Genomic DNA, 23,372 nt, shown 5'->3' on the forward strand with positions numbered 1-23,372 from the left:
GACGTATCGAAAACGTATGCCGAAACGCAGACGCTCCGGCAACATCGCTCCGGATGAACTGAACGGCATGATCGAAACCACTCCTCGCAGAACCACCGTTCTGGCCGGGCTGGCGATCGTCGCCCTGGTCACCAGCTTCGGCATGGCCGCGTGCTCCGCGGTCTCCGCCGACGAGCCCGACGACGCCGGCTCGGCGTCCGGGGCACCGTCGTCCGGCAAGCCGACCGCGCACCGATACCCAGGCGCGGCCGACGGGAAGTTGCCGACCGGGACCAGCGCCTTCGACACCGACCTGCCCGGGGTCGCCAACCTCGACCCGAAGCTGCGGGCCGCCGTCCAGAAAGCCGAGCGGGCCATGCAGAAGGACGGCATCAAGATGCAGGTGACGACCGGGTGGCGGAGCAAGAAGTACCAGGTCGAGCTGATGGACAAGGCGATCAAGAAGTACGGCAGCCGGGAGAAGGCGAAGAAGTTCGTCGCCGATCCGGACGAGTCGCACCACGTCACCGGGAACGCCGTCGACATCGGGCCGACGGACGCCGACGACTGGCTGATCCGCAAGGGCAACCGGTTCGGCCTGTGCCAGACCTACTCCAACGAGATCTGGCACTTCGAGCTGGTCACCACACCGGGCGGCGAGTGCCCGCCGATGACCACGCCGTCCTAACGGGGTTCGGCTGGTGGGTCGCTGAGGACGGCGAGTGGGCGTTGCGCCCAGGCGACGTCGCGCCAGGCGCCGAGTTTCCAGCCGATGGCGCGGTAGGTGCCGATCGGCTCGAAGCCGAGCGCGGTGTGCAGGCCGACGCTCGCGTCGTTGGGCAGCGTCATCCCGGCGATCGCCGTCCGGTAGCCGCGGGCGATCAGCCGCTCGAACAGGGCTTCGTAGAGCGCGCGACCGGCGCCCGTCCGGCGGCGCCCGAGCTCGAGGTAGACGCTCACCTCACACGACCATCGGTACGCCGCTCGCGGCTTCATCGGGCCGGCGTACGCGTAACCGGTGACCTGGCCGGCGTCCTCGATGACTACCCAGGCGTGGGTCTCCAGGGCCTGTTTGATCCGGACCGCCATCTCGTCGGCGGTCGGCGGGTCGATCTCGAAGGTGATCGCCGTGTCGGTGACGTAGGGCGCGTAGATGGCCGCGCAGGCTGCGGCGTCCGCCGGGCCGGCATCTCTGATCATGTCATGATAGTAGACATAACTGCCGCTATAGTGGCAAGCATGCTCGACGATCTCTCCCTCGCCGCGACCGTCCAGGCTGCCCGGATCGCCCAGGATCTGTCGGTGAACGCGCTCGCCGAGCGCTCCGAGGTCTCCCGGGCGATGATCGCCAAGATCGAGCGCGGCGAGGCGCAGCCGACCGCGGCGCTGCTCGGCCGGCTCTCGGGTGCGCTCGGGATGACCTTGTCCGAGCTGATCGCCCGCGCCGAGAACACGGGTGACCTCTTGCGGCGGCAGGCCGATCAGCCGGTCTGGGTCGACCCGGCCACCGGCTACTCGCGCCGGGCGGTCTCTCCAGTGTCCGACACCCCTTTGGAGCTGGTCGAGGTCGAGCTGCCGGCGAGGGCCTCGGTGTCATATCCGGCCGACGCCTACGTGTTCAAGAGTCAGCAGCTGTGGATCCTGGCCGGCCATCTGCGGTTCCACGAGGGGCCGACCGTCCACGATCTGCACGTCGGCGATTGCCTCCAGCTCAGCCGGCCGACGCCGACCACCTTCCACAACCCGGGCGCGGAGCCCTGCCGCTATCTGGTCGCGCTGGTCAAACTGCGCTGAAACCGGAGTTGCTGGTTTCGGCGCCGCGGCCGTGGTTGGCTGAGCCCTATGACGCTGGTCTGGATACTGACCCTGCTCGGGATCCTCGGGTTGCTGCTGTTCGACTACTTCTTCCACGTCCGGTCCGCACATGTGCCGACCGTCCGCGAGGCCGCCGTCTGGTCGGCCCTGTACGTCGGGATCGCGCTGCTCTTCGGCGTCGGGACGTTCATCTTCGGCGGCGCCGCGATGGGCTCGGAGTACTTCGCCGGCTATGTCACCGAGAAGGCACTGTCGGTCGACAACCTGTTCGTCTTCCTGATCATCATGACCAGCTTCCGGGTGCCGCGGGAGAACCAGCAGAAGGTGCTGCTGGTCGGCATCGTGGTCTCGCTGATCGCCCGGGCCGGTTTCATCTTCCTCGGCTCCGCGCTGCTGAACTCGTTCTCCTGGGTCTTCTACCTGTTCGGCCTCGCGCTGCTGCTGACCGCCGGCAACATGCTCAAACCCGAGACCGAGGAGTCGCACTCGGCGCAGAACATCGTCGTCCGGCTGGCCCGGCGGCTGTTCCGCACCAGCCCGGACTTCGAGGGCGACAAACTCTTCACCCGGATCGACGGCAAGCGGGTGATGACCCCGATGCTGCTGGTGATGGTCGCGATCGGCGGCACCGACCTGATGTTCGCGCTGGACTCGATCCCGGCCATCTTCGGCCTCACCCAGAACGTCTTCATCGTGTTCACCGCCACCGCCTTCAGCCTGCTCGGCCTCCGCCAGCTCTACTTCCTCCTCGACGGCCTGCTCGACCGGCTGATCTACCTGTCCTTCGGCCTCGCGGTGATCCTCGCCTTCATCGGCGCCAAACTCATCCTGCACGCCCTGCACGAGAACAACCTGCCGTTCATCAACGGCGGCGAGCACATCGAGGTCGCCGAGATCAGCACCGGCCTGTCCCTGATCGTCATCCTGGCCGTCCTCGTCGTCACCATCCTGGCCTCGCTCTTCAGCACCCGTGGCCGCACCCAGACCGCGATGGCCCACATCCGCCGCGACGCCATCGCCTACCTCGACGACGACTACACCGACGACCCCAACGAACGCGAACGCATCTTCCTCCGCCTCCTCCGCGCCCGCGACCACATCATCGACCTGGGCCCCAAAGCCCGCCAGCAAGTAAAAAACGAACCCGAACTCCTAGCCCTCTGCCACCAGGTAGCCCAAACCCACGCCACCCTCCACACCACCCACACCCCCAACTACACCCAACCCTGATCACTCCCACTCACCAGCTTTTTCCGGGGTCCGCGGGTGTCGTTCTAGGGTGGGTAGATGCAGCGGATCTCTTCGCGGAATGCCCGGTTTCAGGTGTGGCAGGCGTATTTGGGGAATCGGAACAAGCGGCAGCGGGCCGGGGAGTTCTTGGTGCACGGGGTGCGGCCGATCTCGCTGGCGGTGGATCACGGGTGGCCGGTGCGGGTGGTGATTCACGATGCGGCGCGGCCGTTGTCGAGCTGGGCCCGGGAGTTGCTGGGGCGGCTGCCTGGGGTGGAACGGGTGGCGATGGAGCCGGAGCTGCTGGCGGAGCTGGGCGAGAAGGACGAGCCGGAGCTGATCGCGGTGGTCGAGATGCCGGCCGACGAGCTGGGCCGGATCCCGGTCGGGCCGGACTTTCTCGGCGTGGTGTTCGACCGGCCGACCGGGCCGGGGAACATCGGCTCGATCATCCGGTCCGCGGACGCGTTCGGCGCGTCGGGGCTGATCGTGACCGGGCATGCGGCTGATGTGTACGACCCGAAGGCGGTCCGGGCGACAACCGGGTCGCTGTTCGCGCTGCCCGCCGTCCGGGTGCCATCGCATCGTGAGGTGCTCGAGTGGGTTCGGGGCGCGGGGGTGCCGATCGTGGTCGCGGGGACCGATGAGACAGGCGACGTCGACATCTTCGACTTCGACTTCACCCGGCCGAGCCTGATCCTGGTCGGCAACGAGACCAACGGCTTGAGCGCGGCTTGGCGGGAGGCGGCCGATCACCTGGTTCGTATCCCGATCACCGGGGCGGCCAGTTCGCTGAATGCGGCCAACGCGGCGACCGCCGTCCTGTACGAGGTCTCGCGCCAGCGCTCCCATTCGTTCAAGACCGGTACGACGCCGCCCGCCTAACGTCGCTCGTATGCGAGCACAACCTTTGATCGCCGTCCACGACGTCGAGGCGAGCAGCGCCTGGTACTGCGCGGTTCTCGACGCCGAGAGCGCGCACGGCGGCCCGGAGTACGAGCGCGTGGTCGTGAACGGCGTACTGGTGTTGCAGCTGCATCGCCTGGACGTCGAGCATCACCACGGCCCCTTCGCCGACCCCGAGCAGCCCATCGGCAACGGCGTCGCGATCTGGTTCGAGGCCGACGATCTGCCGGCCGCTGCCGCGCGGGCGATCACGGTCGGCGCGACCGTTCAGACCGACGTCCATCACAATCCGAACGCCGGGCACGACGAGCTCTGGTTGCGCGATCTCGACGGCTACCTGGTCGTGCTCGCGTCAAGCGGTGCAGAGGATTTCGCCGTGCAGGATGGCGATCCAGCCGTCCGGGCGGTCGGCCCACTCGCGCCACGCGGCTGAGATGGACTGCAGGGTCTGCTCCGGGACGCCGTCCGCGCGGGCCTGGTCGGCCATTGCGGACTGGAGGATTCGGTCCGCCCACATCCCGCCCCAGAACGCGCGATCAGCAGGGTTGGCGAACGTCCAGTTGCTCGCGGTGGCGTCGACCTGTTCGAAGCCGGCCGCGTGGGCCCAGGAGAGCAGGCGACGGCCGGCATCCGGCTCGCCGCCGTTCGCGCGGGCGAGGCGCTGGTAGAGCGCCATCCACTCGTCGAGCTCGGGCAGCGCGGGGAACCAGGTAAACGCGTGATAGTCCGAGTCGCGCGCGGCGACGACGCCGCCCGGCCTACAGACCCGCCGCATCTCGCGCAACGCCTGCACCGGATCAGCCACATGCTGCAGGACTTGATGCGCATGGACGACGTCGAACGTGTCATCCGGCAGGTCGAGCGCGTGTACGTCGCCGACCACGAAATCGACCGGCAGGTCGGACTCCTCGAAGGCTTGCCGGGTGATCGCCAGCACCGACTCGCTCGCCTCCAGCGCCGTCGTCCGCGCGGGCGCGACGAGGCGGGCCAGATCGGCGGTGATGGTGCCCGGGCCGGCGCCGACGTCCAGAACGGACAGGCCGGCGCGAAGGTGCGGGAGGAGGTAGCCGGCCGAGTTCTCCGCGGTCCGCCAACTGTGCGACCGCAGGACCGATTCGTGATGGCCGTGCGTGTACACGTTATTCATCCCAGGCTCCTTTGCCCTCACCGACTCGCCTCACGGTAACCCAAGATCTTACCCAATGAGATATATCGTCTCATCAAGCGAGACCGACTAGTTGCCGAGAGCAATTGCTTCTATCTCTGGAGATCCGACGCCGCGCAAGGGAGCCCCGATGCCAGAGCTCGACTACGACCCCGGCCTGCCCCTGAACGCCCGGACCGAGACGCTGGCCGAGCGCGACGGCGTCGTGATCGCGGACTGCGGGTTCGACAACGCCGAGGGCGACCGCGCCACCGGATACCTGGTCTTCCCCTCCGGCGCGCTGCTGGCGGCCGGCGACGACCTGGCCGGCGTCGTCTACCAACACTCCACCGGGGGCCGCGAGGGCTTCCTGTCCGAGGCGATCCAGGTCGCGGAGGCGGGCGGGATCGCGCTCTCGCTGCCGATCGCCGATACCGGGGACGCCGTCCGCAACCTGCGCGAGTCGATCTTCGCGATCCGCCGCGGCGCCGACCTGCTGACGGCGTACGGCGCGGATCGGCTCGGCTGCGTCGGGCACTCGTTCGGCGCGATGACGGCCGGCACGGTCAGCGGGATCGACGACCGGTTCCGCTGTTTCGTCTTCGACTCGGGCCTGTCGGGGCTGAGCGTGCACTACCGGGAGACGCCGTACCCGGAGATCCGGAAGCTGCGCGAATCGATGACTCCGGCGGAGTACGAGCCGCTGCTGGCGTTGCTGGAGCCCTACGACTGCGGGCACTTCGTCGGGATGGCGGCACCCGCGGCGCTGCTCTTCCAGTCGGCCTGGTTCGATCCGAACGTGAGCCGGGAGAACGCCGAGAAGTTCTTCGCGGCGGCCAGCTCGCCGAAGGAGTTCCGCTGGTACGACACCGGGCATGTCATCAACGACGTCGCAGCGTACACCGACCGCGCGCGCTTTCTCGCCGAACACCTCGCGCTCCCCACGCTACCCGGCCGGCTCCGCGCCCGCACCTGACCGCATCAGCCCCCAGTCCCACGCCTGTCTCCCCATACCCAGAACGTTAAGAGTGCCCACCGACATTTTCCGGGGACCGCTTTTCGGTAGCGACCGAAACCGCGGGCGGCTAAGGTACGGCGGTGCATTCGAAGCCGATGATTGTCGTCGTGAGCGGACCGCCGGGGACCGGGAAGACGACGCTGGCGCACCGCGTCGCGGCCGCGATCGGATGCCCGGCGATCTGCCGGGACGAGATCAAGGAGGGGATGGCCCACGCGACCCCCGGGTTCGTCCCCGGCCCCAGTGATCCGCTCACGATGCGCACGCTGTCGACGTTCTTCGACGTGATCGGGCTGCTCGTCGGCCGTGGCACGACGATCGTCGCCGAGGCCGCCTTCCAGGACCAGATCTGGACGCCGGGCCTGACGCCGTTCCTCGGTCGCGCCGACCTCCGCGTCGTGCACTGCGTGGTGCCGGCCGAGGTCGCGCTGAGCCGGATCACCGCGCGCACCGCGAGCGACCCGCGGCGGGCCGCGCACGAGGACGCCGCGATCACCGCCGAGGCCCGGTTGCGGACCCACAACGCCTTCCAGGCCGTCGATCTGCCGGTCCCGAGCCTGACCGTCGACACCAGTAGGGAGTCCTACGATCCGGGGATTTCCGAGATCGTCGCGTTCTTGTCCTAGGGGCGAGCTAGGGTCGAAACATGACGTCGGAGAGGGGCTGGGGATGCTGGATCGATTCGACAAACTGACCACCGCCCATGTGGCGGATGCATGCCTGCGAGCGGGCCTCCCGGTGCGGACGGTGTCGCTCACTGCGGTGGGTGGCGGGCGGGTGGCGGGCCGGGTCCTGCCGACGCGGCATGTGGGGAGCGTCGACATCTACCTGGAGGCGTTCGAGTCGGCCGCGGCGGGCGACGTGCTGGTCGTCGACAACGGCGGCCGGCGAGACGAGGCGTGTGTCGGCGACATGGTCGCGCTCGAGGCGCAGCAGGCCGGCGTCAGCGGCATCGTGATCTGGGGGCTGCACCGCGATACCGCCGACATCCAGGAGATCGGCCTGCCGGTCTTCAGCCTGGGCGCGCTGCCGACCGGTCCGCTCCGGCTCGACCCGCAACCGGCCGATGCGTTGTCCTCGGCAACTATCGGCGAGTGGACGGTGACCAGCGCCGACGTCGTCCTGGGTGACGAGGACGGCGTGCTCTTCGTGCCGGCCGATCGGGTCGAGGAGTTGTTCGACCTCGCCGAAGGGATCCGCGACACCGAGCGGGCGCAGGCGGCCGAGATCCGGGCCGGGCGTTCGCTGCGCTCGCAGGTTAAGTTCGACGAGTTCCTCACCGCGCGGGCGGCCGACCCGGCGCTGACCTTTCGCCAACATCTGCGGGCCGTCAAGGGGGCGGTGGAGGAGTGAGCGGCTGGCAGCTGGGTGATCGCACCGTCAACCGCCTGGGGTTCGGCACCATGCGGCTCAAACCGGAGACCGGGGTCGAGGTGCTGCGCCGGGCGGTCGAGCTCGGCGTCGACCACTTCGACACGGCGGCCTTCTACGGGCCGGCGAACGAGCTGCTCCGGGCAGCGCTGGCGCCGTACGCGCCGGAGTTGGTGATCGCGACCAAGGTCGGGCCGGGCGTCCATCCGGAGCGTGGCTTCTATCAGGCGATGACCGCGGCCGAGCTACGCACGCAGGTCGAGGAGAATCTGCGCGGGCTCGGCGTCGACGTGCTCGACGTGGTCAATCTGCGCGTCGGCAATGCTGACTCGCTCGCGGAGCGGTTCGGCGTGCTGGCCGAGCTGCAGAAGGCGGGGCTGATCCGGCAGCTGGGCGTCTCGAACGTGACGACCGAGCAGCTGGAGGAGGCGCGTGCGATCGCGCCGGTGGTCTGCGTGCAGAACTGGTACTCCGTCGACCGTCGCGACGACGACTCGCTGATCGATCTGTGTGCGTCCTATGGGATCGCGTATGTCCCGTTCGCGTCGATCGCCGACGGGGTGGCGACGGAGGCTGCTCAGGCGGTGGCGGCGGCCCACGGCATCAGCGCCCAACAGCTCCGGCTCGCCTGGACGTTGCATCGCTCGCCAAACATCCTCGCGATCCCCGGCACGAGCAAGGTGGCGCATCTCGAGCAGAACGTCGCCGCCGGGGCCGTGCAGCTCACCCCGGCGGAGGTGAAGTCGCTGGAGTGACTCAGCGCCGGCCGCCGAACGTCCAGGGGTGGACATCGGCGAGTGCGGCCTGGGCAAGGTCGGCGGCGGCTTCGGCCGTGGGAGCCTCCACGAGGAGGGCCCGGCCGAGATGCTCGTCGGCGTCCAGGGCTAGCAGGTCGCCGGCGAGGATGACATGCGGTGACGTGATGGCCTGCGGGGCGTCCGTGGTCAGCACCAGGTAGCGGTGGTACGAGTCGACCGCGTTCGCGAAGTCCCACATGGTGCCGGGGGTGTGATTGCGGATCCGGGTCAGCTGGACGGATTCGAAGACACCGGCCTGGTAGTAGGTCTCGTCGTACGCGAACGACCGGGCGGCCTGCACATCGGGGAGATCCACGATGTGCAGGCTGCCGGTGGTCGCTTCACCGTCATCGGTCAGCGTCGGGCCGCGGGCGATCAGCGCCTCGGCGTACCGGTCCATGAAGGCCCAGTGCTCCGGGGTCAGGCGGCCCTTGAGCTCACCCGACCCCGCGGCGTCCCGGCCGTAGACGAAGTACTGCGTCATTCGGTCGTGGCAGCGAGGTGGAGCCGGAGGATGGTGTCGAAGTCGAGCACTTCGACGCCCTCGGCCGCCTTCAGCTCCGCGGCGCCGACGAGGTCCTGCGAGCCGAGGACGACGAGCTTGCGCGGCGCGGTGATCTCGACGCCGTACTTCGTACTCGCGAACGCCCGGTTGTCGGCGTTCTCGAAGTACTCCGTGACGCGGGCGAGCCGGGCGGCGCCGTCCGTGACGGACGACGTCCGCTTGTGCCGCTTGCCCTTCGCCGTGTCGACGAGCGGCAGCCGCAGGTCGCCGACGACATGCGTTCCGTCGGCGCGCTCGAGGATGAAGTCGGGGGTGAGGGGCTCGCCGCCGCTCTGCCACTCCAGGTGCGGCTGGCGGATCAGCTTGGTCGCGTCGAAGGCCGAGAGCAGGAAGTCCTCGTTCTGGCTGAGGAAGGCCTCGACGGTCGAGTTCGGGACGGCGTGCGCGAGGTAGGTGCTGGCGAAGGCCGGGCCCTGCAGGTCGGCGCCGTTGTCGGCCCGCGGGACGCTGAGCGTGCCGATCGGGTCGGTGTGCGGGGCCGCGGCGGCGAAGTTGCGGAGGAAGTCGAGGTACTTCTCCGCGGGCTCGGAGCGGTGGATCGCCAGCGCGAAGAACACCCAGTGCGCGCGCAGGGCCGAGCCGGCCGAGTGCACGAGCAGGGTGCGGTCGAAGGTGGAGAAGTTCCCCGGGGCGAATTTGAGCAGGTCCTCCTGCGGGCCGACGAACTCCTGCCCGAGCATCCCCTTCGCTCCCGGGAACCGGGCGCCCAGCTCCTGGCGGCCGGTCTGGGTGGCGACGGTGGCGTCCTTGAACAGGTTCTCCCCCGGGAGCGTCACGACGGCCGGGCCGCCGCTGACCCCGAAGTACTCCTCGACACTCGCGACCTTCTGCCGCCGCACCTCGAGACTGCGGTACTCCCGGCTGATGCCGACCAGCTCCACGATGTTCCAGTCCGGAGCCTCGGTCAGCACCAGCATCCGCGGGTACAGCAACGGGCCCGCCAGCTCCCGGCGGTGGCTCACCGGCAGGTGCTCGCTGATCCCCTTCAGGTGCTCGCCCCAGAACTGCGTGTTCACCTTCACGAACTCGGTCGGCTTCATCCCATCCCTCTCAGCAATTTCACGTCTCCCGAGAAACCAACCCTGCCCCGGCAGCCCCCTATTCCCCAACCCTAGAGTCCACCCCATGACGGACCTCACCCCGCCCGCGTGGCGGCTCCGCCCCGCGACCCCGGCCGATGTCGAGCCGATCGCCGAGCTGCGCGCCGTCGTCCTCCGCCCCGACCTGACCCGACTCGGCCGGTACGACGCCGTCCGCGTCCGCCAGCGCCTCCGCGACGGTTTCGACCCCACACATACCCGGATCATCGAAGTCGCCGGTCGCCTGGCCGGCTGCATCGCCCTCCGCCCGGCTGACGACACGGTCTGGCTGGAGCACTTCTACCTCGATCCGACCCTCCAGGGCCGCGGCGTCGGCACCGGCGTCCTGACCCATGCGCTGGCCACGACACCCGGCCCCATCCGCCTGAACGTGCTCCAGGGCAGCCCGGCCCGCCGCCTGTACGAGCGCCACGGCTTCACCCTCGACTCCGAGGACGCCGTCGACGTCTACCTCATCAAGCGCCCCTAGGCGGACCGGCCGCGATCCGCTCCCGCACCTCCTGCATCCGCTCCGGCGAGTGGTGCGGCATCTCCCAGCGCGTCTCCATCCACCACGTCGCCCCGGCGTCCGCCCACTCCTTGACCTCTCCACCGGGCGACGTCTCGCCCTCGGCGATCACCTCGTGCTCCCCCGCGCCGCGCTCAGCCAGCCACTGCTTCAGCTCGCTCAGCTCCGCCGGCGACCCCGGACCGCCGTACTGCGGGAGGATGCCGTCGCAGCGCAGAACCCGCCGCATCGACTTCGGCCGCGGCCACACCCCGACCACCCAGATCGGGATGCGCTCCTGGACCGGCCTGCCCATCAGGTCGTCGCGCTCGGTCTCGTAGCGATAGTGCTTCCCCTGATAGCTGAGGCCGCCGCTCCACAGCTCGCGCATCAGGTCGATCCCTTCGTCGAGCTGCTCGGCCCGAACCCGCAGATCCAGCTCCTCACCCGTGTTCGGCAGATCGGTTTCGACCGCGCCCACCCCGACCGCGATCGTCGCCCGCCCACCGGAAATCTGGTCCAGCGTCACCACCTGGCTGGCCACCTTCCACGGCCGGCGCCACGGCAGCGGGGTCAGCATCGTCCCCAGCCGGATCCGCTCCGTCCGCGCCGCGATCGCGCAGAGCAGGCCCCAGGGCTCGACGCCGTACGCCGCCTCCCACACGAAAACGCCGTCCCAGCCGGCCTCCTCCGCCAGCACCGCCTGCTCCAGCTGTTCGGTCGCGTTCCCGCCCGGCAGGATGAATCCGTATCTCATCGTCCCGTTCTATCCGACGGCTCCGACAGTTTCCGTCGTCCGCCACATGACGCGGCTGCGCATCAGCGTGGGGTTTCGCGGGCGTTGGTCGCGATCGAGTGCAAGAGCCAGGGGTGGGTGATGTAGACGTCTCCGGCCTGGCCGGTCAGCTCCAGAACGCGGACCGGGATGCCGTCGACGTCGCCCGCCGGAGTCCACTCCGTGCGGCGATCTTCGCGGCAGAGCTGCTGGAACCACTCGTGCGAGGTCAGTACGTCGTCGCGGCCGAGGTCGGGGTTGCTGTCCAGCAGTCGCTCGATGACGCGATGTGAGCCGGCGATCTGCGGCGTGCCTCCGCCGCCGGGCTGGAGATCTTCGAGCAGCGCCCAGATCTTCACCGCCGCCAGCCGGTCGCGCGGTATCTCGAACCCGACGTCCGCATGCCACATCCGGTGTGGAACGACCCACGGCTGCTCTTCGGGCATCGTGACCAGCACCTGGCCCTGGTGCGTAGGTTCCACCCACGCACCGAGGAGCTGGGTGAGCGCCTCCCGGACCGGCGGTGCCAGGATCACTGCGGCACCGGGGTCCTTCTTGGTGACCTTCAGCCGTACTGGCCGCGGCGTCGTCCAGGTCGTGCGGTCGCCGGGCACCATCCCGTACAGCGCCTCCAGCTCAGCCCACAACACGGCTCGCATCTGCGCCGCGTCGGCCTGGGTGAAGGCTGCCGGCAGCCGCACGATGCCGTCTCGCTCGAACTCCTCCAGCTTCTCGGCGCTCAACATCCCTTCATGCTGCTCCGCTGATCTCGGCGGCGCATCCGAATTAGGTTCAGGCGACGGAGACGGCTGCGGGCTGGGCGAGTGCGAAGAGGCGGTCGAAGACGGCGGCGCGGTCGAACTGCAGTGCGTACGCGCGGGCGTGCTCCTCGGCGGCTGACCGCTGCTGGTCGGTCCAGTCGCAGACGACGTCGTCGAGCACGGCCCGCAGGGTGCGGGGATCTCGTGGCGGCACCAGCAGGGCGGTGTCGCCGACTGCCTCCGGTACGCCGCCGGTGGCGCAGGTGATGACCGGACCGCCGCCAGCAAGCGCCTTCTCGACCAGTGCGATCCCGAACGTCTCGACGAACTCCGGCTGCTCGCGGGTCGGCAGTACGAACGCCGCGCTGCCTGCCATGAGTGCGGGCTTCTCCGCGTCGTCGACATCCGTCAGCACGTGCACCCGGTCGCTCAGGCCGGATGCGGCCACGCGCGCGAGCACCTCTGCCTCCTGCGGGCCACGGCCGGCCAGCACGAGCTGCACGCGCTCGGACGACCGGGAACCGGCGTACGCATCGATCAGGTCGTCGACGCCCTTGGCCGAGGCGATCCGGGACAGGAACAGCACGTACCCGTTTCGGGTGAGGCCGCGGGCTGCGAGGGTTTCAGCGATTCTGGCGTCAGTGAGCGACAGATAGGACCAGGAGTCGACGGCCGGGTAGGAGATCGCGATCCGCTCTCGGCACTGCTGGGCGAACGTCGTACCGTGCTTGGCGTCCAGGCTGGCTGCCGAGGCGATGATCAGCTCCCGGGTGTACTCCGACACCGCTACGCAGATGTCGGCTGCCAGGTAGACCGACAGGATGTGCGCTGCGGCGCCGAACCGGTCGCTGGCCACGCATTCGCGCACCACGTTGGTGATGTCGGACCCGACTGCCTCGGCCACGGTGAAGACCTGCGCCGGGCCGATGCGGCGCGCTACCTGAGCAGCCTCTTGGACGGCGATCGCATGTGGGCTCAGGTACAGCGACATTGCCACTGTCGGTACGCCGTCGCTGAACAGCTCGACCAGTCGGCCGATGAGCCCAGCCAGGTAGCGCCCGTCCGGAACCCGGTAGTCACCCACTGGGCCCGGCCGCTCCACGGTGATGCCCGGACTGTACGGCAGCACGCCGTCGAGCGGCTTCAGCGGCAGACCGGCCGCCTCGAGCGCGTCCAGCGGCCAGGTGACGATGCGTACGTCGTCGAACCCGCGGGTGAGCGCTACCTCCGCGAGACATCGCGCCTCACCGGAGTGCCCGCAGATGACCGGATCTGCGCGGACGACGATAACCAGACGGCGGTTGGGTGTGGATGGGGTGTTCATGCCTCACCTCCAGTGGCGGGTCGCGGGTCGGATGTGGACGGTGGTCTGACGCGAGTGCCCCAGCCGGACGGTTCTGGGCCGAGCTGGATGTGCAGGTTGCGGATGTGCCGCAGCTCGCGGCCGGAGAGCCAGGGGCGTTCGAGGGTCTTGCCGTCCACTGCGATGGACTGGACATAGGAGACCGACCCACCGGCCTCGACTGGTTCGAACTCGGCCGTGGTGATCGACAGATCGCCGTCCGGCAGTTGGAGCTTGGACTCCGCGACGGCTGGTGAGCTGACCAGGAACAGGTTCTGGCCGGCGACTGGGAAGAGGCCGAGCGTCGCCCAGACGTACCAGGCCGACAGACCGCCGGAATCATCGTTGCCGGGCAGTCCGCCGCGGCCGGTGCCGAACTGGTTGGCGATCGCGGCGTGGACCACCTCAGCAGTCCGGTCCGGCCGACCGGCGTAGTGATACGCCCACGGCGCCTCGTAGTCCGGCTCGTTGTTCAGCCCTTCGAACCGGCAGAGCGCGTAGCCGGCGTCCATCTCAGCCACGCTGGGCGCCGTACCCGGCTGGGTGACCGGGGCGGCGTCGTACCCGAAGAACCGGTCGAGGAGGCGGACGAACGCCTCGTCGCCGCCGGCGAGCGCGATCCGGGCGCGCATGTCGTGCAGCAGCCGGAAGGAGTAGTTCCAGCGGCCGCCTTCGTAGAACGTCGAGTCGCGCAGTAGGCCCGTGGCCGGGTCGTACGCTGCCCGCCAGCCCTGAGCCAGCTCGCGCATCTGCTGAGCCAGGGGACGGTCACGCACCTTGTGGGCGATGGCTGCGGTGCAGTGGTAGGCGTACGCCAGGTCGAGGGTGTGGCTGATCGGGTGGGCGACGCCGTGCACCAGGTAGTCCTCGCCGTACGTCCGGCGTAGGTCCATCTCGAGGTGCACCATGGCCCAATCCCAGTCGATGCCGGGCAGGTCCAGCTGGCAGAGGTCGGCGAAGAAGGTGTGCGCGAGCGCGCTGCCCTGCCGGGAGAAGCGGTCCGCGCCCTTCGCCATCCGGTAGCCGATCGGCAGGTTGCCCTCCTGCTCACAGATCGACAGCAGCGCGCCGGCAAGCGCAACCGACTGCTCCGGGAACAGAGTGGTCATCAGCGGCAACTGGGTGCGGTAGATGTCCCACATGGTGCAGATGTCGAAGGCGTACGGGCCGGCCGTCGTCCAGGACGGGCTCTCGTCCGGGGCGAAACACGGCTTGATGAGCGAGTGGTAGAGAGCCGTCCCGAAGATGGTCGCCTGGTCGTCGTTCGACGCGTCGATCTCGACCTTGCCGAGGTGCTCACGCCAGGTCGTCGCTGTTCGGGCACGTCGTCCGGGGAAGGTGGCTTGGCCGCGGCCGACGTCCGCCCAGAGGTTCTCGCGCGCCGTCTCGCACCCGCGCAGCGAGAACCCCAGCCGTACCTCAACGGTCTGCTCAGCCCGCGAGGGCCCCATGAACATCAGCCCGAACGGCCGCAACGTCGTCGGCCGGATGTAGTCGAAGTCGAGCCTGGTGCCGCCCGGCATCAGCCGCCGGTCGTACCAAAGCAGCTGGCGCCAGCCAGGCGCATCTACCTCCAGATGGACCGCCAGCGGCACCCCCTCGACGTGGATCTCCCCCTGCGCCGCCCCCGGCTCCAGCATCGCCAGATGCGCCTTCAACGGCACCGTCCGCCCATGCGGTATCGCCAGCCCGCCGATCGAGGCATCCACCACGATCCGCGCCGCCTCATGCGCCGGGAACGTGTACCGATGCACCGCCGACTTCGGCCCCACCGTCAGCTCACACCGCACCCCGGACCCCAGCGTCGCCGCGTAGTACCCCGGCTCCGCCACCTCGTCCGCCAGCTCCCAAGTAGTACCCAGCTCGTCCAGCGGCCCCACCATCGGCGTCACCCGGAAGTAGTTGTAGTACTTCCGGATCGCCCCGGTCCCCGACTGCTGAAAGTGCGTGAACCCCGAAGCCACCGGCCCCTCGTACAACCGCCCCGGCACACCCTCGGTGTTGAACTCGTACACCCCGTACCCCGTCGGGTAAGCCCCCGAGTAAGCACAAGCCGACACCATCCCGAACGGATGCGTAGCCCCCGGATGCGTATTCCCCACCTGCGGCTTCGGCCACCACCACCCCGCCGCCAGCCCCTTCGGCGCCGCCAGCTCAGTACCCCCCGTCCCCACGAACGGGTCAACAAACTCGTACACAGGCTCACCGCCCCACGCGGCCGACTCGGACCCCCAACCTAAGAACCCGATGTTTCCGCCACATGACCCCAAGCAACACCCGCATTACACCCACCCCAACAAACAGCCCCCAACCCGATTCCGGGTCAGGGGCTGTTACACGCCTGTGGCGGGTGCAGGGTTCGAACCTGCGTAGGCATAAGCCGACAGATTTACAGGGCAGTATCTCCAACGCTGTGAGCTGCACGGTGAGTAGCGGACGACCAAACTTTCGGGCGTACTTGGGGAGGCAAGGGCTGCTATGCTCTGCACTGATCGACCTTCTCGGACTATTTCGAAGTGGGCCCTGGGTCGAGTGTCAGCGAGGAGCCTGTTCGGCTATCTCGGTGGAACTCGGTCGCCAGCCCGTACAACTCCGGAGTGACTCCGAACTAGCTCGGTCGCCGGATCGGACCCACGCCACTTGATGGAAGGGCCCCTGGGACGAGTCTCGCGGACTGCGCCCGGATTTGGCGCCATGTCATCCGCTTGAGAGGAACTCGTCAATGTCGAACACGACCCCCTTCACGATCGCCGGGCAGACGATCGACTTCCCCGACGTCGCCAACGGCTCCGCGATCAAGAACGCCGCCAAGCGGTTCGAGACCGCCTTCACGCTTCCGCCGGCTGCGGCGTTCGCCATGTCGGCGGCCATGGTCGATCCTGCCGACGTGCGCTCGCAGCTCGACCCGACGGACCCGTTCGATCACCTGCAGGCCATCCAGACCCCTGACGGCATCTTCCTGCTCGCCCAGCCGACCCGCGTATGGACTTCCCTGGTATCCGGCGACGGCGGGAACGGACGTAGCCGCTACGCGATCCAGACCGCATCCACGAAGGGCACCCGTCCGCGGCCGTGGCCGATCGGTCGCCACCACAAGCCCGCGATCATCGACTACCACCCCGCGTCTCTGGCGGACATGACCGCGGCCGTTCGCCTGAGCGCCAAGGAGATCCGGTCCCAGGACCTCATCACTCAGATCTCCCGGAACCCACGTGGCATCTGGAACCCGCCCGTCGTGGTCCTGGCGCGGACCTACGTCAAGTCCGACGACGGCTCGGTGAAGGAACACTGGTTCCTGCACACCGTGGAAGGCAGCACTCGCGTCGAGGCCTGCCACGAGCTCACCGACGTCGACCCCGCGGCCCCGCTCGAACACAGCGACGACCCTCTGGAGTACCTGCGCGACACTCATAAGCGGTTCGTCGAGCGGTTCGAGACCACGCCGACCTCCGTCAAGGCGCTCGGCGCCGCGCGGGCTGCCACGATGCCGGCGTTGATCGTCGTGGCGGCCGTCGAGGGCGACATGATCACTCCGATCACCGACAACTACCCGGTGATCATCAATGACTACGTCGAGAGCGTCCACGTCCAGCCGCGGCCGTTCAGCGAGGTCGCCCAGAGCAACGTTATCGGTGAGCGCTTCGTTCTCACACTGGTCAAGGACGGCAAGATGTCCACCAAGGACGCCGAAGCCATCCTCGGCCGGGACCCCGACATCACCGGCAAGCCGTCGGTTCGAGCCGCCAACCTCGTCCACACCGTCTGCAACGCCGGGAACGATTCGCTGTTGCGGGACTTCCTCATCACCGAGGAGGGAGCGCGGCTCACCAAGATCAGGCGCGCAAAGCTGGTCGGCCCCCTGATCGTTCGGCAGTTCAACGACGCTGCCGACTCGGCGGAACGCGCATTGATGCGCGCCTTCACCCCCGACCGTCTCCTCTCGCCCTGGAGTATCAGCGGGGACGACAGCGAGAAGCTCCGCAAGACCTGCATCGCCGACGTTCTGGCGGGCAACTTCAACTCCCCCGCCCTGGCCGAGCTCATGGCCCGCGGCGGCCCTGCCCTGTGCGCCACCGGTCTGCTGCTGGGCGACCAGGGCTCCACGGTGAAGGGCATCTCCGCCTTGCGGGGCAGTGTAGAGAAGGTGGTCGAGCAACTCGCCAAGACCGCAGGCGGTGTCAACGTCCTCGCCGACGCGGTGGCCTGGGCCGACAACGAACGCCTGGAGCGCCCCCGCAAGTTCGACGTCGAAGGAAACCAGCTGCTCGACAAGAACAACGACCCGATCCACTTCTCCACGGCGTGGGACAACGGCAACATGGGAATCCGCGCGCTGGCCTTCACCGGCGGGACCATCCCGTCGTCGGACAAGAAGTCGACCGACGACGAGCCCGAGGTGGAGCTGACGCCCGAAGACCGGTACAGGCTCACCGAACAGCGGTTGCTCTCCCTGCTCGTCGAGTCGCACACGAACTTGCTGGACATGATGGCGGCCAAGGACGCTGACGGCGACAAGTTGATCGCCAAGCTCGGCATGACCACCGCCGAGGTCTACAGCACCCTCCCGGATCGGCTGTCCAAGCTCTATGCGCGCTACGGCAAGGAGGACGACCTCCTGGCGAGCTTCGACGAAGACGAACTGCCTGAGGCCGAAGAGGTCGAGGACGACGACCTGGACGAGGACCTGGAGGAGGACGACGAAGACGAGGAGGCCGACGAGTGACCCGGCTGACTGCGGGCCGATACCGCGACCTCTGTGCCATCGCCGGAGATGCTCTCGACCACCCGAGCCCCGAAATCCGCAAGGCGGGATCGGACTTTGGTTGGACCGTCGCCGTCTACCTGCTCGGTCACCGCGATCCTGTCACGAACAAGCTCATCATCGACTACGTCGGCAGCGCGGTAAGGCCCAGCTCAGACGCCGGCGCCCGCACGCGCGAACACCTCAGAGACCTGCAAAAGAAGGAACGGTTCACCTGCCAGGTTGCGCTTCCGCTCCGGCGCGACCTCGCGGTAGGCGACGTCCGCCGGCTCGAAGGAGAGATTGCCAGGGCCCTCGGCGTACCCCGTTGGTGCCAACGAGTTCCTGGTGGCAGGCGCACCGCGTAAGTCCCTCCTCCACGCGGGAGGCGGAGCTCCGGCTCCGCCTCCTCCGCCAACCAGCGAGTGACAAGATCGGATCGCACTGTCAGCTTGGGAACTGACTTGTCACCCTCCGGACGCCTGAGGGTACCCACTCCTAGGTGGCAGTCCGGCTGCGACTGGCCGCTGTTGACCACTCGTGGCCGGGGCTAGCCCTCGGATCGGGCACGCCCCATGGGCTGAGGTTCCAGGGTGGCAGCCACCCTAGAGGTCTAGAGACTGGCGTCGAGGCGACGCGTTCACGTGCGGATGGTAACGGTTGCGCCTCACGGGCACCACGAATCAGGCGACGGTCTCTCTGCATCTCCCCGACACGTCCGAATTGTTCTATTGTCATCTGCACCTTGGGAGGGGGAGGCATTGTGACTAGTGATCCTGTGAGTGAGTCAGGCGAGCAGACTGTGAGTGCTGAGCTGCTGGCAAAGCCGAAAGATCCTTCGGTGTACGTCTGTCGGATGGCGGTTCTAACGCTTCGACTACCGGAAGCAGTTGAGCATTCTTACGGCTCGCCGGAAATGTCAAAGCTCGCAAGTGAAGCAGATGCGCGTTTGCGCAAGGCGCTGGATGCAGATGCGCGCGTCATCGAGGTCGAACCGCCTGGTGATAACGGCATTGCTAATGCGGCTACATACTACTTCACATCTACGGATCAGGAGCAAAGCGACCTGGCCGAAGCTACGGGTGGGTACCAAGTACTCCGGCTTGATGGGATACTGTACTTCCGCGTCCGGGTGCCAATCAAGAATCAGCCGCTTTATCGAAATATCTCGGATGTGCCAACAGATGAATATCTTGTCGCGTGGGATGGTATTTCCCTTGCGGTCCAATGGCGCCAGGATAAGTTGTCACCAACGGGCTCTGGGGGGCATGTTGTATTCGATGTCTTGAAGGATGTTGCTGCCGAAGCTGGTTATACTGCTGAGAATATTGCATGTACAGCAAGTTGTCTCCATGAATTCGTGCATGCAGAACTCGTAACAGTTGCAGATAGTCCGCCTGATCAGCTAAGGACAATCGGACGAACCACGATTGGACCGGTCTGCATCCTACCGTTCTCGATGCAGGGTACAGATTTAGAGAACCTCCAGCGCATTGAGAGGATGGTCTCCTACTCTCTGAATTACTATGCGCGCGGCAGGAATCGCGAGGATGCAATTCATTTCCTTGAGCAGCGGGCGCGAGACGACGCGGCGGAGGTGCTCTATCTTTCGTATGAGCGTGCCGCTCGTCGGCGATGGCCGAATCCGGCCGTACTGCTCGACCTGTGGAGACTTCGAGGTTCTCGCTTTCGGACGAGAAAGCTGCTGGCAGGTCTCTGGCTCGCATTGGCCCTGGTGGACTCACATCGACGCAATTGGGCTGAGGCCGATGAGTTTCTCGCGGAGACAATCGCCGATAACGGTTTGGAGCTGTTGGCGGATTCGCTCGAAATAGATCGTGGGGTCAAGGATCTCGATCTTTCGATTGTGCGCTCGACGATCGAGCGAACCGCAACCCATCTAGAGTCGCGACTCGTCGTGCTTGCTACTTTCGCTGGAGCTGTTGCTGCTTTGGCGGGCGCAGGGCTGACTGTTCTGCTCACCAAGTAGCACCGCCTGACGTTGGAGAACGGCGGCAACGTCAGGAGGCTTGTACAAATCGCTCTTCTGAACTTTGCCGTCGCGCTCGATCGGCCGCCCCCTTCGGTCCAACTTGGTCATGTTCGCGCGGTGGATCTCGGTGATGATCGCGTCTAAATCGATGCCGTAGCTGATGGCCGTTCCATAGGCGGCGTAGACGACGTCGGCCAGCTCGTGGGCAATTTCGCCAAGGTTGCCGCCTCGGGTTGCTTCTGCGACCTCGCGGACTTCCTCGTCCAGGATGCGCTGCCGGGCTTCGGCCAGCTCTGCTGTTAGCGGCGTCGGGCGATCGGGGTGTGACAGGCCGAAGACCTCGTGGAACTCGCGGACCTTCCGCCAGGGTGACTCACTCACTGGTGGACCGCTCCGCCGGGACGGTCTCGACCGCCTTCGATTCCGGATGGCGGCCGTACTCGGTGTAGAGCGGTGAGCCCTGCGCGAGCGCTTCCTGGGCGCGGGCAAGTCGCCGAACCATGGATGGGCGCATGCGGTCGCTCGCCTGATCGAGCGTCATGAACTGGAAGCGGCGGGCCTCGGTGTCGTCCAACGTGATCTGGTCGATCTGCTCGTCCGTCAGAACACCGCCATCGAAGATGAACATGATTCCGTCGAACCACGGGCCGGACGCCGGGATCCAGTCCACTACGAGTGGCGCACCGATCTCGATGTCGATCCCGATCTCCTCGCGAGCTTCACGACGGACGGCGTCTAGGGGTGACTCATCGAACTCGGTCACGCCGCCGGGGATCTCCAGTGTCGGCTTGTAGACCGCCTCCAGGAAGAGGATCAGACCTTCGCTGTTGCGGACGAGGGCGCCGGCCGCCGTGGTCTTCTTCGGCAGTCGGGCGGCGATGCCGGCGTTGAACTCCTTCTCCGGCTCGCCATCGGCTGCTACGTCGGCTTCGCGGTAGGGGTGGGTCATTTACCTGCACCTTCTGGGTTGAGCCCGCTTTGATCGAGGAAGTCCCCAACAACCTGCGTGGTCTTGTGCGGCTTGAGTTGTGCGGCTAAGCGTTCAAGGTGGCGACGTGCGCGGTTCGAGTCAACGTTGTCGGTCAGCGCGACTCGACTGGATCACCAAGCACTGCCACAAGACCGGCCGCAACACCTTCAGCCGACGAGATGCCCTCCGCTCCCTCCATGGACGCGCAAGGTTCGCCACCGCCGCACACCTCGAACCCGCCTTCAACCTCCTTGAAGACCACGGCTACATCCGCGCACCCGTCACCGACAAGCCCGCCAAAGGCCGGCCCTCGTCCACCTACGAAGTCCACCCCGCAGTCCTCGCGAGGCAGTGACAAAAGTGCCAAAACTATCCCCGCGCGGAGTTCTGTCACTTTTGTCACCGTCTCTCGACTCTCTGAAGGAGACATCAGCGTGAGCACGGCAAACCCGACCCACAGGGCACACCTGACCATCGCCGAACTGTGCGCCGAGCTGGGTGTCGCCCGCTCGACCTTCTACGACTGGCGGGCCGCCAAGAAGGCGCCCCGCTGCATCAAGCTCCCCAACGGTGAGCTGCGCATTCGCCGGACCGACCTTGAGAACTGGCTCGACTCTTTGCAGGTGGCAGCGTGACCGACGGCCACAAGATGGACCTCTCCTATGACGTCCGCTTCCACAAGATGGAGATCTACAAGGGCAAGAAGAAGACCACCTACCGTCCCCGCTGGGTCGTCGCCGGCGAGCGATTCGGCGAGAGCTTCACCCACGTCAAGCTCGCCACTTCGTTCGAAGCTTCGCCGATAACCGCCGCACGCGAAGGGGTGCCGTTCGACAAAAAGAGCGGGTTGCCGGCGCCGATGGCGCGGAAGTTGTACAGCCGCAAATGGTTCCAGCACGCCTGCCAGTACGTGGACGTCAAGTGGCCACATATCTCTCCTGGCCATCGGCGGGGCATCTCGGAGACTCTGGCTCAAGCCACACTCGCTCTCTTGACCGAGCAGCGAGGGCGACCCTCCGACGCTCAGATTCGCAAAGCACTTCACGGCTGGGCCTTCAGCAAGTCGGCTCGCAACGGCCTGCCGTTCGATCGTGCCGAACCGCCCGCGGAGATCGCCAGCACCATCGAATGGCTTACCGCCGGCACGGTCCAACTGTCTGAGTTCGAGGACGCCGAGGTGGTCCGGCGAGTTCTCGACACGTTGGCGCTCCGTCAGGATGGGAAGGCCGCGGCACCGAGCACGATCACGCGGCGCCGAGCGACCTTGCATGGCGCAATGCGATACGCCGTTGAGTTGAAGCTCCTCCAAAGACATCCGTTCGACACGGTGAGCTGGAAGGCGCCACAGCATGACGAGAAGGTTGATCCCCGAGTTCTCGCGAACCCAGAGCAGATCCGGTCGTTGCTGGCGGCAGTTCGTGAGATCTACCCGTCGCTGGAGGCTTACTACGGCTGCATGTACTACGCCGCTATGCGTCCTGCTGAGGTGCGCCACCTTGCAGAGTCACATCTCTTGAGCCTGCCTGAGGAAGGTTGGGGGAGATGCTGCTGGACGGCTCAACGCAGCAGACCGGGAAGGCGTGGAGTGACACCGGGGAGGTCCGCGAGGAGCGGTCGCTCAAGCATCGGGCCGACAACAGCACGCGGCGCGTACCGATCTGCCCGGAACTCGTCGCGATCCTGAGGCATCACCTAGCGGTGCACGGGACCGGACCAGGCGGCCGGCTGTTCGTGACGCGGGTCGGCCGGTTCGGCCGGATCCCTCCGAAGGCGTACTGCGACCCGGTACATCCCAACACGCTGTCTCGGACGTGGCAGAAGGCTCGCAAGAGGGCGCTGCCAGAACAGCAGTTCCTCTCGCTGCTAGCCCGGCGACCATACGACCTCCGCCACGCCGGCGTCAGCCTCCAACTCAACGCCGGGGTTCCCGCGACGTTGGTCGCGCAGTGGGCGGGGCACAGCGTCAAGGTCCTGCTCGATGTCTACGCCGGGTGCATCGACGGCCAGGAGGCAGCCGCCCTGCGACGGATCGAATCCGCACTTGCCAAGCCGCGTTCGGTTGGCGCCGCCGGGCCGCGGGGCTAGCCCTTCAAACTGGGTGCGCCGCCACATCTCCTCCGCGAACCATAAGGACTTGCACCTGAGCCGACTTAGGACAAACCTTCGTAGGAATGGAACCGCCAGCGTCCGTCTGGGGCCGACGCCTGCGAGAGAGCACTGACGGATTGGAAGCGCATGTCACAAACGCCGGACACGAACATTGATTTCCTGCGCGGCATATCGCATATCACTTATTCGCCGTCTACCGGCGGAGTCGAAATCTTCGTCGCGGATGGCCGCATCGCGGAGGGGAACATTGGGCCCCTAAGAGGACCAAC

Annotated in this window: 26 protein-coding genes; 16 read left to right on the forward strand and 10 right to left on the reverse strand. The window is 67.2% G+C overall.

What is annotated here, in order from left to right:
• Positions 1 to 16: 16 nt before the first annotated feature.
• Positions 17 to 667, forward strand: coding sequence for a M15 family metallopeptidase (locus HPO96_RS19500; RefSeq protein ID WP_171674919.1), 651 nt, complete (start codon positions 17 to 19; stop codon positions 665 to 667).
• Here HPO96_RS19500 and HPO96_RS19505 read toward each other — a convergent pair.
• The gene (locus HPO96_RS19505) at positions 664 to 1,179 is read right to left on the reverse strand and encodes a GNAT family N-acetyltransferase (protein ID WP_171674920.1); all 516 of its coding nucleotides are present in this window, start codon (positions 1,177 to 1,179) and stop codon (positions 664 to 666) included. The two genes, HPO96_RS19500 and HPO96_RS19505, sit on opposite strands and share 4 nt — an antisense overlap.
• A 39-nt stretch (positions 1,180 to 1,218) precedes the next feature.
• Here HPO96_RS19505 and HPO96_RS19510 point away from each other — a divergent pair, with 39 nt between their 5' ends.
• From HPO96_RS19510 to HPO96_RS19525, 4 genes are read left to right on the forward strand one after another with little or no spacing between them, the layout of a single operon-like run.
• Positions 1,219 to 1,773 carry a helix-turn-helix domain-containing protein gene (locus HPO96_RS19510; RefSeq protein ID WP_171674921.1) on the forward strand — a complete coding sequence of 185 codons (555 nt, stop codon included), beginning with the start codon at positions 1,219 to 1,221 and terminating at the stop codon, positions 1,771 to 1,773.
• A gap of 48 nt (positions 1,774 to 1,821) precedes the next feature.
• On the forward strand, positions 1,822 to 3,024 hold the full coding sequence (locus tag HPO96_RS19515) for a TerC family protein (protein WP_171674922.1): 1,203 nt from the start codon (positions 1,822 to 1,824) through the stop codon (positions 3,022 to 3,024).
• A 57-nt stretch (positions 3,025 to 3,081) separates the two neighbouring features.
• A complete protein-coding gene (locus HPO96_RS39150; RefSeq protein ID WP_171674923.1) occupies positions 3,082 to 3,909 on the forward strand; it encodes a TrmH family RNA methyltransferase in 828 nt (275 codons plus the stop codon).
• A gap of 10 nt (positions 3,910 to 3,919) precedes the next feature.
• A complete protein-coding gene (locus HPO96_RS19525) occupies positions 3,920 to 4,363 on the forward strand; it encodes a VOC family protein (protein ID WP_171674924.1) in 444 nt (147 codons plus the stop codon).
• Here the strand turns inward: HPO96_RS19525 and HPO96_RS19530 are convergent.
• Positions 4,283 to 5,077: a class I SAM-dependent methyltransferase gene (locus tag HPO96_RS19530; RefSeq protein ID WP_171674925.1), complete on the reverse strand. Its 795-nt coding sequence runs from the start codon at positions 5,075 to 5,077 to the stop codon at positions 4,283 to 4,285. The two genes, HPO96_RS19525 and HPO96_RS19530, sit on opposite strands and share 81 nt — an antisense overlap.
• Positions 5,078 to 5,225: 148 nt before the next feature.
• On the opposite strand from HPO96_RS19530, the gene HPO96_RS19535 reads away from it, so the two are divergent.
• The 4 genes from HPO96_RS19535 (at position 5,226) to HPO96_RS19550 (ending at position 8,218) form a co-directional block, all read left to right on the forward strand.
• The gene (locus HPO96_RS19535; protein ID WP_171674926.1) at positions 5,226 to 6,050 is read left to right on the forward strand and encodes an alpha/beta hydrolase family protein; all 825 of its coding nucleotides are present in this window, start codon (positions 5,226 to 5,228) and stop codon (positions 6,048 to 6,050) included.
• A gap of 122 nt (positions 6,051 to 6,172) precedes the next feature.
• A complete protein-coding gene (locus tag HPO96_RS19540; RefSeq protein WP_337796719.1) occupies positions 6,173 to 6,718 on the forward strand; it encodes a P-loop nucleotide/nucleoside kinase family protein in 546 nt (181 codons plus the stop codon).
• A gap of 43 nt (positions 6,719 to 6,761) precedes the next feature.
• On the forward strand, positions 6,762 to 7,445 hold the full coding sequence (locus tag HPO96_RS19545) for an RraA family protein (RefSeq protein ID WP_171674927.1): 684 nt from the start codon (positions 6,762 to 6,764) through the stop codon (positions 7,443 to 7,445).
• Positions 7,442 to 8,218, forward strand: coding sequence for an aldo/keto reductase (locus HPO96_RS19550; RefSeq protein WP_337796720.1), 777 nt, complete (start codon positions 7,442 to 7,444; stop codon positions 8,216 to 8,218). The genes HPO96_RS19545 and HPO96_RS19550 overlap by 4 nt, the downstream gene beginning before the upstream one ends.
• Position 8,219: 1 nt before the next feature.
• Here HPO96_RS19550 and HPO96_RS19555 read toward each other — a convergent pair whose 3' ends face one another.
• Together HPO96_RS19555 and HPO96_RS19560 are read right to left on the reverse strand one after the other, a co-directional pair.
• Positions 8,220 to 8,744 carry a YciI family protein gene (locus HPO96_RS19555; RefSeq protein WP_171674928.1) on the reverse strand — a complete coding sequence of 175 codons (525 nt, stop codon included), beginning with the start codon at positions 8,742 to 8,744 and terminating at the stop codon, positions 8,220 to 8,222.
• Positions 8,741 to 9,865, reverse strand: coding sequence for a hypothetical protein (locus HPO96_RS19560; RefSeq protein WP_171674929.1), 1,125 nt, complete (start codon positions 9,863 to 9,865; stop codon positions 8,741 to 8,743). Before HPO96_RS19560 ends, HPO96_RS19555 begins: the two co-directional genes overlap by 4 nt.
• 85 nt (positions 9,866 to 9,950) lie before the next feature.
• On the opposite strand from HPO96_RS19560, the gene HPO96_RS19565 reads away from it, so the two are divergent.
• A complete protein-coding gene (locus HPO96_RS19565; protein ID WP_171674930.1) occupies positions 9,951 to 10,394 on the forward strand; it encodes a GNAT family N-acetyltransferase in 444 nt (147 codons plus the stop codon).
• Here the strand turns inward: HPO96_RS19565 and HPO96_RS19570 are convergent.
• The 4 genes from HPO96_RS19570 to HPO96_RS19585 all read right to left on the reverse strand — a co-directional run bounded on the left by HPO96_RS19570 (position 10,381) and on the right by HPO96_RS19585 (position 15,488).
• Positions 10,381 to 11,169 (reverse strand): LLM class flavin-dependent oxidoreductase, encoded by a 789-nt coding sequence (locus HPO96_RS19570; RefSeq protein WP_171674931.1) that lies wholly within the window; start codon positions 11,167 to 11,169, stop codon positions 10,381 to 10,383. The two genes, HPO96_RS19565 and HPO96_RS19570, sit on opposite strands and share 14 nt — an antisense overlap.
• A 62-nt stretch (positions 11,170 to 11,231) precedes the next feature.
• Positions 11,232 to 11,933: a phytanoyl-CoA dioxygenase family protein gene (locus tag HPO96_RS19575; protein ID WP_171674932.1), complete on the reverse strand. Its 702-nt coding sequence runs from the start codon at positions 11,931 to 11,933 to the stop codon at positions 11,232 to 11,234.
• Between the two features lie 46 nt (positions 11,934 to 11,979).
• A complete protein-coding gene (locus HPO96_RS19580; protein ID WP_171674933.1) occupies positions 11,980 to 13,272 on the reverse strand; it encodes a glycosyltransferase family 4 protein in 1,293 nt (430 codons plus the stop codon).
• Positions 13,269 to 15,488 (reverse strand): glycoside hydrolase domain-containing protein, encoded by a 2,220-nt coding sequence (locus HPO96_RS19585; RefSeq protein WP_171674934.1) that lies wholly within the window; start codon positions 15,486 to 15,488, stop codon positions 13,269 to 13,271. The genes HPO96_RS19580 and HPO96_RS19585 overlap by 4 nt, the downstream gene beginning before the upstream one ends.
• 524 nt (positions 15,489 to 16,012) lie before the next feature.
• Between HPO96_RS19585 and HPO96_RS19590 the strand changes: the two genes are divergently transcribed.
• The 3 genes from HPO96_RS19590 to HPO96_RS19600 all read left to right on the forward strand — a co-directional run bounded on the left by HPO96_RS19590 (position 16,013) and on the right by HPO96_RS19600 (position 20,021).
• Positions 16,013 to 18,013 carry a hypothetical protein gene (locus HPO96_RS19590; protein ID WP_171674935.1) on the forward strand — a complete coding sequence of 667 codons (2,001 nt, stop codon included), beginning with the start codon at positions 16,013 to 16,015 and terminating at the stop codon, positions 18,011 to 18,013.
• On the forward strand, positions 18,010 to 18,399 hold the full coding sequence (locus HPO96_RS19595; RefSeq protein ID WP_171674936.1) for a hypothetical protein: 390 nt from the start codon (positions 18,010 to 18,012) through the stop codon (positions 18,397 to 18,399). The genes HPO96_RS19590 and HPO96_RS19595 overlap by 4 nt, the downstream gene beginning before the upstream one ends.
• Before the next feature lie 434 nt (positions 18,400 to 18,833).
• A complete protein-coding gene (locus tag HPO96_RS19600) occupies positions 18,834 to 20,021 on the forward strand; it encodes a hypothetical protein (protein WP_171674937.1) in 1,188 nt (395 codons plus the stop codon).
• Here HPO96_RS19600 and HPO96_RS19605 read toward each other — a convergent pair.
• Both HPO96_RS19605 and HPO96_RS19610 read right to left on the reverse strand, forming a co-directional pair.
• Positions 19,932 to 20,405 (reverse strand): pyrophosphohydrolase domain-containing protein, encoded by a 474-nt coding sequence (locus HPO96_RS19605; RefSeq protein WP_171674938.1) that lies wholly within the window; start codon positions 20,403 to 20,405, stop codon positions 19,932 to 19,934. The two genes, HPO96_RS19600 and HPO96_RS19605, sit on opposite strands and share 90 nt — an antisense overlap.
• Complete coding sequence (locus HPO96_RS19610) at positions 20,398 to 20,973, reverse strand: NUDIX domain-containing protein (RefSeq protein WP_171674939.1); 576 nt, start codon at positions 20,971 to 20,973, stop codon at positions 20,398 to 20,400. The genes HPO96_RS19605 and HPO96_RS19610 overlap by 8 nt, the downstream gene beginning before the upstream one ends.
• Before the next feature lie 455 nt (positions 20,974 to 21,428).
• On the opposite strand from HPO96_RS19610, the gene HPO96_RS38360 reads away from it, so the two are divergent.
• Genes HPO96_RS38360 through HPO96_RS19620 form a run of 3 tightly spaced genes read left to right on the forward strand, consistent with a single transcriptional unit; the run spans position 21,429 to position 23,079 of the window.
• Entirely contained in the window at positions 21,429 to 21,629 is a 201-nt protein-coding gene (locus HPO96_RS38360) for a helix-turn-helix transcriptional regulator (RefSeq protein ID WP_337796721.1), read from the forward strand.
• On the forward strand, positions 21,626 to 22,678 hold the full coding sequence (locus HPO96_RS37625; protein ID WP_202886168.1) for a hypothetical protein: 1,053 nt from the start codon (positions 21,626 to 21,628) through the stop codon (positions 22,676 to 22,678). The genes HPO96_RS38360 and HPO96_RS37625 overlap by 4 nt, the downstream gene beginning before the upstream one ends.
• 14 nt (positions 22,679 to 22,692) lie before the next feature.
• A complete protein-coding gene (locus HPO96_RS19620) occupies positions 22,693 to 23,079 on the forward strand; it encodes a site-specific integrase (RefSeq protein WP_202886169.1) in 387 nt (128 codons plus the stop codon).
• Positions 23,080 to 23,372 lie beyond the last annotated feature (293 nt).

Origin of the sequence: Kribbella sandramycini, from assembly GCF_013131805.1 — a bacterium.
Lineage (GTDB): Bacteria > Actinomycetota > Actinomycetes > Propionibacteriales > Kribbellaceae > Kribbella > Kribbella sandramycini.